Annotated in this window: 6 protein-coding genes; all 6 read right to left on the bottom strand. The window is 63.7% G+C overall.

Annotated elements, in window-relative coordinates; translation table 11 throughout:
* Positions 1-5801, bottom strand: a 5801-nt coding sequence (locus G4L39_RS10000; protein ID WP_165107913.1) for a S8 family serine peptidase, incomplete at its 3' end; no start/stop codon positions are given.
* Positions 5802-5884: 83 nt separating this feature from the next.
* A complete protein-coding gene (locus G4L39_RS09995) occupies positions 5885-9799 on the bottom strand; it encodes a pilus assembly PilX family protein (RefSeq protein WP_165107911.1) in 3915 nt (1304 codons plus the stop codon).
* A complete protein-coding gene (locus G4L39_RS09990; protein ID WP_165107909.1) occupies positions 9796-10677 on the bottom strand; it encodes a PilW family protein in 882 nt (293 codons plus the stop codon). The genes G4L39_RS09995 and G4L39_RS09990 overlap by 4 nt, the downstream gene beginning before the upstream one ends.
* The gene (locus G4L39_RS09985) at positions 10674-11546 is read right to left on the bottom strand and encodes a type II secretion system protein (RefSeq protein WP_165107907.1); all 873 of its coding nucleotides are present in this window, start codon (positions 11544-11546) and stop codon (positions 10674-10676) included. Before G4L39_RS09985 ends, G4L39_RS09990 begins: the two co-directional genes overlap by 4 nt.
* Positions 11543-12430 (bottom strand): type II secretion system protein, encoded by an 888-nt coding sequence (locus G4L39_RS09980; RefSeq protein ID WP_165107905.1) that lies wholly within the window; start codon positions 12428-12430, stop codon positions 11543-11545. Before G4L39_RS09980 ends, G4L39_RS09985 begins: the two co-directional genes overlap by 4 nt.
* Complete coding sequence (locus G4L39_RS15135; RefSeq protein WP_165107904.1) at positions 12427-13446, bottom strand: type II secretion system protein; 1020 nt, start codon at positions 13444-13446, stop codon at positions 12427-12429. The genes G4L39_RS09980 and G4L39_RS15135 overlap by 4 nt, the downstream gene beginning before the upstream one ends.
* Positions 13447-13468: the final 22 nt, after the last annotated feature.

The following is a 13468-nucleotide window of genomic DNA, read 5'->3' as shown; positions in this document are numbered from 1 at the left end:
GTGGCAGGTCCCGCAGCCACAAAAGCCAGAGTGTTGGTCACCCAGTCCGTCGTCCCGCTCCAGACCACATTCGTCAACGTACCGGCCACCGCGGCCGACATCACCGGCTCGCCCGGACACACGGCGGGTGGCGTCGCCAGGGCACATTTCCCCCTTGGCCCGGCCTCGTAAATGAGCCGAATCTCTTCCGGAGTCAGCGCGCGATTGTACAACGTCGGTTCGTCAATCCTCCCGGCAAACGGTGAAAAGAGCTGACCACCCGTCACCTCGCCACCAATTACCAGATCCGTGGCCCCGGCCCAGATGGTACCCGGCCGGTACGATTCGGCTTCCTGAGAACCGTTCACGTACAGGCGGATGTAAGATCCGTCGTAGGTCCCGGCAACATGAGTCCACTGGTTCAAGGGTACGGGACCAGAGTACAGGGCACGGCACTGCGCAGAACAATCGGAGCCGTCGGGGCTGATCTCAAAATACGGATTGCCCTGAGAATTGAGTGCCAGGCGAAAACTACGATCGTTGATGCCGACGGCGCCCCATCGGGTCAGTATACCATTGGTGCCCCAACTCGTGGGATAGATCCAGGCTTCAGCCGTCACTCCAGTAGTCACCTGGAAGGTCGGCTGCATCGGCACCCGGATCGCATCCGAGACACCATCGAAGCCAAATGCCGCACCGACGACACCATTTGTGAAGCGCGAGCCGGCCTGCCCCATGTAAATCCCCTCCAAATCATTCACCACGTTTCGGGCATTTCCCTCACCGGGCCACCAACCGATGATCCCCTCCATCAGGGGCGCCTGACGGGATGCAAACTGCAGGAGGTAATTGCGTCCGGTTACCGTGGGCAGCGTGCGGACCAGGCTGCCGCTCTGCAGGCTGAGGAATTTCTGGCCGGTGTGCGCCCATGCCGAGTCGCTGACCACGAGCACGGCCCCCGGCCCGGCATTCGTCCACCCTTCGACCACCTGCCCGGCATCATACCAGCCCGGCACCGCGGTCTCGAATCCGCCCAGGAACGTCTCGAGACGGTTCGTCGGTGGCGCAAAGGGCGGGCTCAGGAATTTGATGGGCGCGGTCGCAAGGTTCGTGTTTTCGGTGAAAATCAGGTAATTGTGAATCTCTCGAACCGAACTCAGGGTGTACCGCCATTCCGTTCTGGGTTCGTCATTCCCGTTTTCGTTCACGGTCACGGTGATCAGGGTCGAGGAGCCCGGTCCAAACTCCAACTCCAACCGCCCCTGACCGCTTGTCATCCCGGTATCCGCCAGTAGTTGCCCTTCGTAATACACGCGCATCCGGTCCGGCAGGTTGTAAAAGTCATACTCAATCGTGACGGTGCCCTGGTTGACCCCCACGTCCACAACGTTGGTGACCGGATCGGGGCCGCCACTGTACTCCACCGGGACGACATTGGTAATCCAGTAGGTGGAGCCCATGCCCGCCGGGTTGGTCCATCCCCGTGCCTCGCTCAGGAGGATCCGCGTTCCGGACGGGCTCACCAGGGTGATCGCCAGGTCCGAAACCCGGGGGTGATCCACCCGAACCCCCACCTCCACCGAGGCAATCCGGCCGCGGTTGGTCACCAGCATCGCTGCGTAGGTCACGGCGTCATCCAACAGGGGCACGTCCGCGTTCGAGGTCGCCAGAACGGGTCGGATCGCGGCCGGATCCCTGTCCACCCGCACGACAATCTGAACGTACTGCGCAAACGGTTGCGGGTTGAACACGCCGATGTAATAGCGACCCGGTCGCAAGGGCGGCGCCGAACTCCGGTCCACACTCAGGCACGCGCCCGGCACCGGAACCGGCAGAAAGTGGTCGTACACCGTGCGCGTGGGGAAATCTCCGTGGCGCAGGTACAATTCCACCGGGGCATTGGTGGTCGTCACGCAAACCGTCAGATTGGTTGCGTCCTGCGGAACATCCACCACTTCATACCGGAAACTGAAGGGTTGGATTCCCCGCCAGGCGTTCGTTTCCTCCAGCCGCGCCGGCTCAATCCGCAAGGTCAGATGATCGACCCGGCCCGTCTGGGTCAGGGCATCATCCAACACCTGCAGGATCCACAAGCCGGCGGCTTCCTCACCGACAAACTCCGCCAGACTTCCCGGGCCGTCGGAACGCTGCGCCCCGGGCACATCCCCTTCCTGCAAATCCTCGTAAATGGTCAGGGCAGTGAAAGGCGGCGGCAGGGACGGATAGGTATGGTTCCGCAACACGGCGAACCGGTTGTTGTGGCCCAGACTCACCAACAGATCTCCGAAGTTCTGATGGGAGAGCACGTTGGTGACGATCACCCGCCGGATTTGCATGGGGAAGGTGGCCACTCCGAACACCAAGGCCGCGCCGGGCGCCGCCGGTGAACCATCCGGAATCAGGGTCGGCACGGGAAACCCACGAACGATCTGGTTGCCATCCTCCAGTGTACTAAATGGCTGGAGGCTGAAGATCCCCAGGAACCCATAATCCGAGGCCATCTGGTCCTCGGCCTTGACCCCCACGTAATAGACGCCGCCCGGCACCGCGTTGGAGTACACGATCAGTTCGGTGCCACCGCGCCCCCGGGAACGATCCGCCGCGGCCAGCGCCGCCGGATCCAGGTTCGTCAGTGCCGGATTCAACGACACGTAAAGGTCAATATCCGCCTCCTGTCGGGTGGCGTTTTCAACATCCGTCTCATTCACCCCCATTCGGGGAATCGACAGGGTGTGAGGCAGGAAGGTGATGAACGCGGCGTTGGTGTAGTTGTAGGTGTTGGTGAGCACGTAGAAGCGCCACTGAGAGGGCAGCCCGTTGGTGATCCCCAGCAGGGGCGGATTCGCTCCCACCCGTTCGCCCAACAGTAGCATGCCCGCGTACCCCGGCGTGGTATCGGGGGAGAACGTGTTCGTTGTTTGACGCAATGTGGCGGCCGTGGATGCCGTCGCGGTCACATCCGACACCGTGAAGGCGTTGGGCAGGTCCCCGTCCCCGCTGGAGATGACCAGCACGTAGTCCTGGGCAATCTGGTTGGTGTGCTCCGTTACCGCATTTACGTTCACGCGGCGCCCGATGACGGTGACACTGTAGTTGGTCCCCAGGGGCGGGGGCAGGAACACATTCTCCACGTTGTTCACGGGGTCGGTGCGGGGCGGTTCGTTGGTGCGCCATGGCTGGGTGAAGTCGCTGCCGGCCGGAATGTCGTTCCCGAAGAACACCTCCCCGGTGTCCAGGTTGGTCACCACCAGGTCCAGATCGTTCACCAGTTTAACGCCGGCGACCGGGTTGCCGGGTGGATCCGTCCAGACCAGGGTGATCCGCAACGGCAGTGCCCTGGCCTCCTCGGTCAGGGTCAGCAGCCTCACGTGTTGAGCACCGGTGACCAGCGCGTTGGTTGGGCTCTGTTCAAAGAACACCAGGGGGCCGCGGCCAGCGGGTAAACCGTTGGTCAACACGGGTGGCAATGCCGTGGGCAGATTGACCCGGCCCCAGCCCTGGTAGTTGTGAAGCGTCCGGACCTCAAAATCATAGAGTGGATTGACCGAACGCGCGCCGTTGATCAACAGGGCCTTCAAGAGGGCCGGGCTCGGACGCAGGCCGTGCTGTTCGAAATACTCCTGCATCAGGGCCAGCGTGCCCGCCACAAACGCAGCTGCCATGCTGGTGCCGCTTTCGTACCGGTACCAGGGTCCCAGCGCATCGTTCAGTTGCCGGCGCACTTCGAGGGCGTTGCCCAGATCGTTTGTGGTGGATACCCGGACCCGCAGGTCAAACGAAACCTCTGCATCCGTCGGGTTCCCCACGCCGATGTTCCAGCTCGCGTCCCGCGGCGTCAGATCCGCCATCAAGTCGGGAGGAATCGTAACATGATTCGTGCCGGCCAGATCGGCCGGTGTCGGAAATTCACCCGCCCGCACAAACAACGGCAAACCCGGAAACGGCACCGGCGAATTCCGGTTCGGCAGGATTTCGATCTCCAATTGCACCGCGTTGTATGGCACGTACACGGAGTAGCGGTTCATCGCCCCCGGGGCGACGATCAGATCGCGGAACACATCCCCATACACGTTGGTCGGGTTGTAGTAGGCATTCTCGTCCCATTGCTGCGACCGGGCGGACACGACCCATTCGCCGGGTGCCACCACGTCCGGCTTGAACCGCCCGAACTCGCCCTCCACCCCCACGCCCGTGTTGCCCCGGCTGGATGAGGCGGCCACCTGGTCGTCACTGTCGGTGTCCTCCCGCCACGGCGCGTTGGTCACGCACAGGGTGATCGTGTTGGTTCCGGTGTCGTACGGCTGGCACAGGACGACTTCGTTGGTGATGAGTCGGAGTTGTTCGAGGGATCCGACGGTGATGACATTCTTGGCCGTCCCCGGCGAACGAATCGTATCTGCATCGCCACCCAACCCGGATGGGTTCCCCCCGCCATAGTTTCCCGCGGCAAACACAAACAGCAACGGTTGGGACCCCGGATCCAGCGGCAGCGCATCCCGGGTGGCTGCGTCGTACCGCGCCGCCGCCAGGTCATAACCCGTCCGGCCCGCGTAGTGCCAGCTGTTGTTGGAAATGAAGGCGTTGGTGCGCGCGGCGGTTTCCTGAAGCACCGAGTCGGGCAGGACCGCTGCGGCGCCCGCACGGCCCGGCCGCTCTTCCATCAGCACCGGCTGCACAAACACACGGGCCGCCGGGGCCACACCCCGGAACTGGCCCGTCACACTCGGCATGGGCGAACCGCTGGCATTGGTCACCGTCGACGACATCGCACCACTGCCGGCGATGGTCCCGATGACGTGGGTTCCGTGCCCGTTGGTGTCGGTCAACACGTCCGGCAGGTCTGCCAGCATGCGCCCCGCCAGATCGGGATGCGACCCATCCACGCCGGAATCATTCACGTTGACCAGCACGTTGGTGCCCGTCAGACCCATCCAGGACTCCGGGGCAATCGGCGTCTCTGCCACGCCGATGCGAACCCGGCCCAGATCATTGGCCGGCACCCGATGCGTGGCCGGCTCGATCAACTGCACTTCAGGTAGCAGAGCCAGATCCGTCCATCGATCCGGTGGCGGCTCCACGGTCAACACAGGCCCAAAAGGTGAGGGTTCCTCGGCCAGCACCCGCACGCCCCTCCGGGTCAGTTCGGTTCGCACCTGATCGGCTGCGTCGGCAAACACCGCCAGGTGCAGGCGCTCACCCAGCCCGAGCGGAACACCCGAGACCGCCCGGGGCAGAAGATCGCCGCGCAGCTTGTAATAGGGCTCGTAGGGCAGAACCGCCTGCACGTCCGGGTGCCGCCCCAACTGCTCTGCCACTGCCCGATCCGCCCGCACCAGGTAGGCATTGTTCGGAATATAACTGACAACCGCCGCTCCGGCGGCCCGTATGGCTGTTAGAATGAGATTCGGGTGAGACGCCCGGTGTTGTACGATGTAGGCGCCCGGATCGCCCGGGCTCCGGAACGCGTCCGGTACCTGCGGTGTCGGGCCCGCCGCCGTGTCCCACCATGCATTCTCCAGCAAAATGGCCGAGGGCAACCGCAGCCACTCCGTCGGCGTGTGCACCGCGTTGGTCAGCCTGAGGGCTGCCCGGGACAGGGTTCCGGTCGTCCCGCCGGCCATCCTCTGCCAAACGGCATCGCCTGCCTCCGCCCGCAACATCCGCGGGGTCACGTCCCAAACCGGCTCCACGGATGGTGCCCTGGTCGAGTCCGGGAGGCTGCGTCGGGAGGCCTGCCGTTGCTCGGCCCGTTGCCACAGGAGGGCTGACAACCCGAACAACAACAGGCTGAGCACGAGCCAGAAGGATGGTCGCCTCGACATAAACCGCTCCTTTAATCCCTGGTGAACTCAAACTCCCACAAACGCCGCCGATTGCAAGTCATGATTGCCCTCTCCCACTCCGATCACTCCGGGCCCAGCCAGTTGAACTGTTCCACCACCGCCCGCGGGTGCTCGGGTGCCCCCTCGATCCGAATCACGGCGCGGGCGGCACTTTCGGCGGTGATTTCGTAATTCTCAAACATCCCCAGGAACGGCCCGCTGCGGATCAGGGAGTTCGGCGCAGGGCGCAACGCCTGACCATACGCGTACACCACGAACCGTGGTTCCTCGTCCGCCTTCAACAGACCCAGGATCTGCTGGGGTAGCCATTCCACCGCCGCGTCCGTCAACCCGTACTGCAATTGGGCAGCCGACCAGTTCAGAAACGGAGACGCCTCCGTCAGCTCCGGCACCGCCAGAATGTCGCCCACGTGCTCGAACACCTGACGCGGGAAGAGGTTCGTGGAGGCCCTTGTGCGGTTGATCCCGTGCACCAGCCGGACCACGGGTGGCCACGTATTGGTGAGGAACGGGTTGTAGATCCCGGCCGGTTGAATGACCATCGGCTGCAGATACTCATTCAACCAGGTTCGCTGCGGGTCCCGCAACCAGCGCAACCGCACCTCGGTGTCCGACAGCACATTGGTGAGGGTCACAACCCCGCTGAACACCGCCGACCATGCCGCCAGGTTCGTCTGATTGACCGAAAGCCGGCCCCGGGAGGAGACCGGGTCGTAGGCGGTCGTGAACAGGTCAAACAGCAGCCGGTCCTGCGGGGGCGCCGCGTTCAGTGCGTCAAACAGGTTGGTGTTCCCGGTCCAATCGCGGGCCCAATAGGTTCGCCCGGCCGCATCCGCCCCCACGGGGGTGGCCTTCAGGTACACCGTCTGCCACGGGGTACCACGATGCACCCGTCCGATCCATCCAATGTTGGGGAATTGATTGGTGGGGAAGGTCCAATCGTCCGAGGCCCGGACACCGGGATCCTTGATGGCCATGTCAAAGGCCCGGGGATCCGCGCTGCCCTGCGGGTTGCCGCCCCATGGTCGGAACCGCTTGTTCAGGCGTCCAATGTTCTCCAACAACTGCACCGGGACCCCGGGCCTAACCGATTCATCCCGCAACTCCTCCTCCGAGGGCCAATACCGCAGGTCGCTGGCCAGATAATGCACCAGGGGATCATTCGCCTGCCAGGTGTGATGCCGTGAGATTCGGCGCGTCGGCGTGAAGGGCACCTGATGTTCCAGGTTCGTGTTGACAATGTTGGCAAACCGCAACGGAGAGAGCCCCAGGAACGCACGAAATGCGTCAATCTCCCAGTCCCGGCTCATCCCGGGCGGCAACCCGTAGCTGGTCCAATCCACCGTGTTGGCCCCATACTCACCCAGTGAGATCCGGATCTGATACACAATGCCCCGGGTCACATGGTTGACGGTGTTGCCACCCACCCGGTTGGTGTCCCAGAGCAACCCCCAGGCCAGCCCGTTGGGATCGTCCGAGCGTGTACGGCTGAATTCCGCCGCGAGGTCCCGGAACTCATCCAATCCGTCCAGCTGCACATAGTCCAAAATGGGTCCGGCGGGCCCGCCCTCCTGGATGATTGCGCGCAAACGCGCCCGCACGGACAACCCGAACCGGGGAATGGGGAACCCCGGCATCTCCGGGAATCGCAGCACATTCGTGTCCAACAAGTTCGGCGTGTCGTGGCGCCAGAACGCCGGGGGCACAATGGTGATGTTTGTATAGAGGGGCACCACAAACGAGGTCGGCTCGGGGCTCTGCAGGCTCCGGTACCCCGGCCAGCGCGTCAGGTTGGTCAGCGCGGCAAAAACAATCCGGTTGGTCAACGCCACGCCGGGCGGGGTGAGCCGCATCGGCCCGTATTCGTTCGTCAGCACCATTGTGACGTCACCGGCGATCCGCACCAGCACCGGATTGGTGAAGTCTGTCCGATACGAATTCCAAAACTCCGCCGCCAGCACATTGGTGAGGCTGATGATGTAGAGTTGATTGGTCTCAAACTGGTCCGGTCGGGCCTGCAGGGAAGGCTTTCGCAACTTGAGCTTTCTGGTGATTTCGAAGACGGTCTGCATGGCAAACTCGTTGAAATTGGGCAGGCCGGATTTGGCACCCACCACCCAGGGCACTCCATAAACGTTCACCCGCAGGGCCGTCCCCTGGGGGACCTCGCTGATGTCGAGGGGTGCCTGTAAGTAGTTCTGCGGATTATTCGTCGGCACTTGTTCATATCCCACGATCCACACGGCGTCCCCCTGGCGGCTGAAGACGGGCCGGAACACGGAGGGCCGGCGTTCGTTGTTCTGCGCGTCGTACAGGTTCGCCGCCAGCTGCAGCAACCGGTGCACCGCCGGCGTGTACACCAACCGGTTGCTCACCCATACCGGAATGTTCGTGATTCCGAAGGGCTGGTTCGTGGCAAAGGTCAGAAGATAGTCGGCCGGACTGCTCCGCAACCACTCTGCCGTGTAGGCGCGCAACATGCGGTCGGCCGCGTTGGTAAAGAACGCCAGCGGCTGCCATGGATGGAAATTGGTCGGACTGACCACACCGGTGACCGGGTTGCGCCAGGTGACGTTGTCAAAGGTCAGATGCATTCGGTCCGCCGGCACGGGGCCCGAATCGGTCCCCAACTGGGCCAGCAACCGGTAAAACGTGTACCGGTCGTATGTGTTGGTCCTCGTGCCTGCTTGCAGCAACCGATCGCTGAAAGACAACGTCCCGGGCGGCCCCAGTCGCGTCTTCTCGGGGTCGAACAAGTCCTGCGTGTCGAAGAACGCCCGGGGATTCTCCGCGCCCGGCCAGCCGAACCCCACGCGCATCCCGTCATTGTCCGTCGGTGGCAGGAAAAGCCCGGTCAGCAACGGCCCGTTCAGCATGTCGTCAATCCGGTTGGTGCTGAACACCTGAACCCCGGCCGGACCGAACAGCCGGGCCACACTGGACAGGTTGTTGTAGCTGCCCCCGTAACGGTACACCAACAGGGCGGTCGCGTCATCGAATGCGGTCCCGCGACTCGGCTGCGTCAGGTTGGTGTTGTACGCATAATCCCAAAAGTTGGTGTTCAAATCCGCCAGAAACGCGGCCAGGTTCAACTCGAACGGTGCCACCCCCATGTTCCGAAGGTATCCGTCCCACCGCGGGTTCAGCATCTTGGCCTGATTGTGGATTGCGTTCAGATCCAGGGTCTTTCCCGACGGGACGGCGATCCACGCGTACCGGGCGACAAACCGGTTCGTGGGCGAATGGGGCAGCTCCGGTCGTTCCAGCACGCCCACCCATTCCGGATCCCCGATGATGAACTGAAACACGGCGTTGCTCAGACTGGTCGTCTCCGTGCCGTCCACGGCCAGGTACCGTCCCGAGGGCAGAATCACCGGTTGCCAACCGTTGGTGTCGTACCGGCCGTTCCGGTTCAGGTCCAGATAAAACCGGAAATCCACGGTACCATCCGCGTTGGTGATGAAGACGGGCGGGCGCGGCGCGTACAGAAGGTTGGCAAGGTTTTGGCGGTAATCGTCGGTCGAAAGCGGCCGTCCGTCCGCATAGGTGTAACTCACGTTGGTGGCCCAGCCCAGTTGGTCGGGCGTCAGAATCCCGGTGCGCTGCGCGGGGTTGAAACCCTGTGGATTAATGTAGTTGGTGGACACCCGCAGGTCATAGGCCGACACATTGGTGAAGGCGAGGATGGGAGCCAGCAGTTCGGCTTGAGCACGCTGGAGGGCCGTTTCGGCAGCCTGACGGGCCACGGTCTGTTGCACCGTGGTGGTCACAGCGCCCCGTTCCCTGCGCGTCAGCACGAGAAACGCCACGGCCAGAAAGGTAATCACAGAGATGAGAATCACCGTGACCACCAGGGCCACACCGTGCTCGGCCCGGCGGCCGTCCCCCCGAATGGCTCCCGTCACGTCGGATGTGCCGGCTGCGCGGCGCACCCCGGTTCCCACCCGCCAACCCCTGTCAGAACAGTTCCATTTCATGGCGTCTGGATATAAGCCGAGGGATCCACCATGGGCAGTTTCACCCATTGCCGGAACAGGTGTGTGCGCCCCGCCTGCTGCGACAAAAACTGGCGCCGCGCCCCCGGGTCCGGGATTGTGGCCGCCCGTTCCCATGTCCTCCTCTCCACCACGCCCAGCTCCACCTCGACCGCGGCCGGCACGGCGTTGCTCTTGAACAGGTACAATCCCACCTCGCCCGGCACGACGCCGGACAGGCGGATGTCAAACCGATCGTGCCTTGGATCCCACGGCAGGTCGGCCCGCATCCAGAGCCCGTTCGTGTCGAAGGCGCGCACGCGAAAATGCACCACCCCGTCGGCCACGCGGTTCAGGTTCGTCAATGGCGCCTTCATGAACGCCAGCAACTGGCCCCGCAGCTCTTCCGGGGCCAAATTGGTGGCCGCATACCGATACAGCACGCCACCGCCGGCGTCCGGCGTGCCCACGCGGTAACCGATCGCGGTCCATCGCCGGTTCTCCCGCGTGAGAAAGAACAGGTCCATCAGCACGTTCGTCCGTTGCGCTCCTCCGGGCAGGGTCTGCAACAGGGGTTGATACACGAGTGGCGGTGGAACTTCGGCGTAAAAATTGGCCACATTGGCTTGGTGCGATGGTGTCACCAACACCAACTCCCGGACGAGCATGTCGCTCACCAACCGTCCCGATTCCAAAACGTCGGTCTGCGCCAGACCCGTTCGGAAGGCGCGCTGGGTCTGACCGAACATGGCGACCAGTCCCAGGATGATCACCGACATCAGGCCGGCGACCACCAGGATCTCGATCAGCGAAAAGGCCCGGATCCCGGCCCGGCGACAGACCGGCCGGCGGCTCGAACGGATGGGGGCGTCCGATGTCATGGATACCTCGCGAACAATCCGGGTTGGTAAAAGTGCAAGGGGCCCTGGTTGGTCCGCACCCCGCTAACGGTCCCGCGGAGCACCATGCGCCCGTTGCCGGTGGTACCGTTGGGCCGGACCGGCCAGCGGAACAACAGCCGGACCTCATGCACGTTGGCGTACAGATTTCGCGCCACCCACCAGTAATTGGACCTTTGCGTTGCCTCGGCCGGAGCCAGGCCTTGCGCGTCAAAGGCGATCCAATTCGTGTCCCATTCCCGGTAGGGCACCACTTCGGAAACCAGCCGGTACCGAAACGCCAGATCCTGCACAGCCGGGTCCGACTGCGGCGGTTTCTCCACGGCCGGCCCGCTGAAGGCCCGGACATAAGCCACCACGTAGTTGCTGCGGAATCCGGCGGGCCGAAACACATCCGGTACATGGATGTACTTGGGCGTGCCCATCACCCCCACAATGATTGCGCCGTTGGTCAGCGGCAGGTGCGGCGCGGGCGCAATGCTGATGATGTCTGAATTGGTTCGCGTGTAGAGGTCCCGTCCCTGCCCCAGCAGGCGCCCATCCATCGTCCAGTCGGCCCAATGCACTTCGATGCTTTCCACCCAGTTGGTCAGGTCATCGTAACCCCGGGCCCCCGCACGCAAGGCCGCCAACCAGACCTGGGCGTCCTGGAGCACCACCGTCTCCTCCCGATTCTCCTGTTGCGTTTGTAATCCGATGGGCAACACCCCCACAATGGCCACCAGCGCAAAGCCGATGATGGCCAGGCTCAGGGCCATTTCGACCATGGTGAAGGCCCGCTGCGATGCGGCCGGACCCGCCGGTGCCCCGGCGCGCAGCCACCCCGGACCACCTTGCCCCACCACTTTCATCGCACCTCCTGTCGGATGACCCGCGCCCGGCCGGTCAGCCACTCCACACAGACCAGGTTGAACGCATTGGTGCTGTTGCCGGGAGGACGTTCCACAACCGAGGGCGGTTGCTGAAGCGGCACCCCCCCGGGTCCATGTGCCACCGAGACACTTCCCCGGGCTAGCGGAATGCAGGCGTCCTGGAAGCCGCCAAGTTCCACCTCGGACACCAGTTGGCCCAGGTGATTGAACGCCAGGTACGGCAGCCGAAACGCGGTCGAACCCGTGGGCGAGGGAAACGGAACCCCCATCTCCGGACTGGTCCATCGGAACGGTTGAACCACGTGGTATCGCTGCGGGGGCAACGGCGGCGCCGGATCCGCAATCCGCACCGGCGGTCCGTTGTACACGAATTTCCAGGGCGGAATGAAGACCCCTTCGGGCAGCGTACGCCAATCGGAAAGATACCGTGGTTTGCGCGTGCCCGGCTGGTCCCCCACGCTCCGCACGGTGACGAAGTTGTAGGAGGTCAGTTGACGATCGAACAGTCGGGCCGCCTTCTCCCGCTCGGCCGGTGGCAGGCTGTTCCAGGCCGCCCCGTTGCCCGGGGCGCTGCTGTCGTTCCAGAATTCGGCCGGCACAAAAATCATGTACACGGTGGTCCTCTGGCTGATGGCCAGCTGACGGGCCCGGGCCAGGTCGTCCAACAACTGACGTGTCGCCGCCACCTGCGCCTCGGCTTGACCGAAATTCTTCAGCGCCGGGACGGTCAGGGCCGCCAGGATCCCCATGATGACAATGACCGCCAGCAACTCCAGGAGAGTGAAACCGGCCCGGTTGGTGTTCCGGCCGGCCCCCGGCCGTTGCGTTGCCGTTCCTGGCAGGAGGCGGTCCATGATCATCATTCCCTCCAACTCAGAATGTTGTCCGCGTTTGCACCTTCGTTGGCTTTGCGGGTTGGATCCACCATGCCGTCCGGTCCGGCCGACCAGACCATGATCGGGCCGTTGTACTCATAGAAGGTCTGCCCACTCACCGTTTTGCGGATCAATCCGTTTAACCCGCGATTTGGATTCGCCGGGTCGGCCGAAACCTGTGCCGTCCGATAGAAGGCGTCCCGGGCCGTTTCATCGTAGTTCAGATCCATCGTGATCACGTAAGGGTTTCCCCAAGGATCCCTGTACACCCCGTCCGGGCCCACACCGGGGTCGCCGGGATTGCCCACACCGGGATCGCTGGGCTTGCTGGTCATCCGCGGATTCAGGAGTTTGTGGCGTTGCGGGTTGCGCCGATGCCCCTGATTCACCTGGTTCACCTGAGGGGTGCCCGAAGGGAATCCTTCCATGTCCATCAGAATCGCAATCACTTCGGCGTTCTGGGCCACCCCGGGAAATCCGGCGGTGTAGCCGGGGGTGCCGATGTTGATGGTCCCTCCGGGACGGCGGAATGTCCCGCCGTAGGTAAAATCATCGCTCGGCGTCAGCTTGGCTGCCGCCTGCTGTGCCTCCGCCGACACGGGAAACCGACTGTAGAGGGTCTCATACTGACGGATCGCCTGGACCAGCTCCGTAATTTCCACCTGCGCCCGTTTGACCAAGGCCTGACGCTTGGCCCGGCCCAGCGTGGGCAACAACAACCCGGCCAGGATGGCAATGATTCCAATCACCACCAACAACTCCACCAACGTAAAGCCGGCTACCCCGGCCGGACTGCGATGGTGAAGTCCTTCGCCGGGACTCCGCCCGCACCTGCACGAGCCGCGGGCCGGGGATGCCCGACATCGCGCCGCGAAGCCGGGTCCGACCCGGTCCACAGTGGGCGCCCGCCGAACCCGTACCACGGGTCGAAAAGCCGTGTCCTTCCAGGCCAGGGGCAGGCTCCGAACCGTCCTGCGCACCGGAATTGGGATCAACCTTTGCATGTCACGTCGCCTTGGTTGCATT

The sequence above is a fragment of the Limisphaera ngatamarikiensis genome (assembly GCF_011044775.1).
Classification (GTDB): Bacteria; Verrucomicrobiota; Verrucomicrobiia; order Limisphaerales; family Limisphaeraceae; genus Limisphaera; species Limisphaera ngatamarikiensis.
This window is presented reverse-complemented; position numbering and strand designations above follow the sequence as displayed.

What these genes read in the sequence shown, in the direction of transcription:
- G4L39_RS09995 (WP_165107911.1), bottom strand. Translation starts at nt 9,799, where the DNA reads ATGAAATGGAACTGTTCTGACAGGGGTTGGCGGGTGGGAACCGGGGTG.
- G4L39_RS09990 (WP_165107909.1), bottom strand. Translation starts at nt 10,677, where the DNA reads ATGACATCGGACGCCCCCATCCGTTCGAGCCGCCGGCCGGTCTGTCGC.
- G4L39_RS09985 (WP_165107907.1), bottom strand. Translation starts at nt 11,546, where the DNA reads ATGAAAGTGGTGGGGCAAGGTGGTCCGGGGTGGCTGCGCGCCGGGGCA.
- G4L39_RS09980 (WP_165107905.1), bottom strand. Translation starts at nt 12,430, where the DNA reads ATGATGATCATGGACCGCCTCCTGCCAGGAACGGCAACGCAACGGCCG.
- G4L39_RS15135 (WP_165107904.1), bottom strand. Translation starts at nt 13,446, where the DNA reads ATGCAAAGGTTGATCCCAATTCCGGTGCGCAGGACGGTTCGGAGCCTG.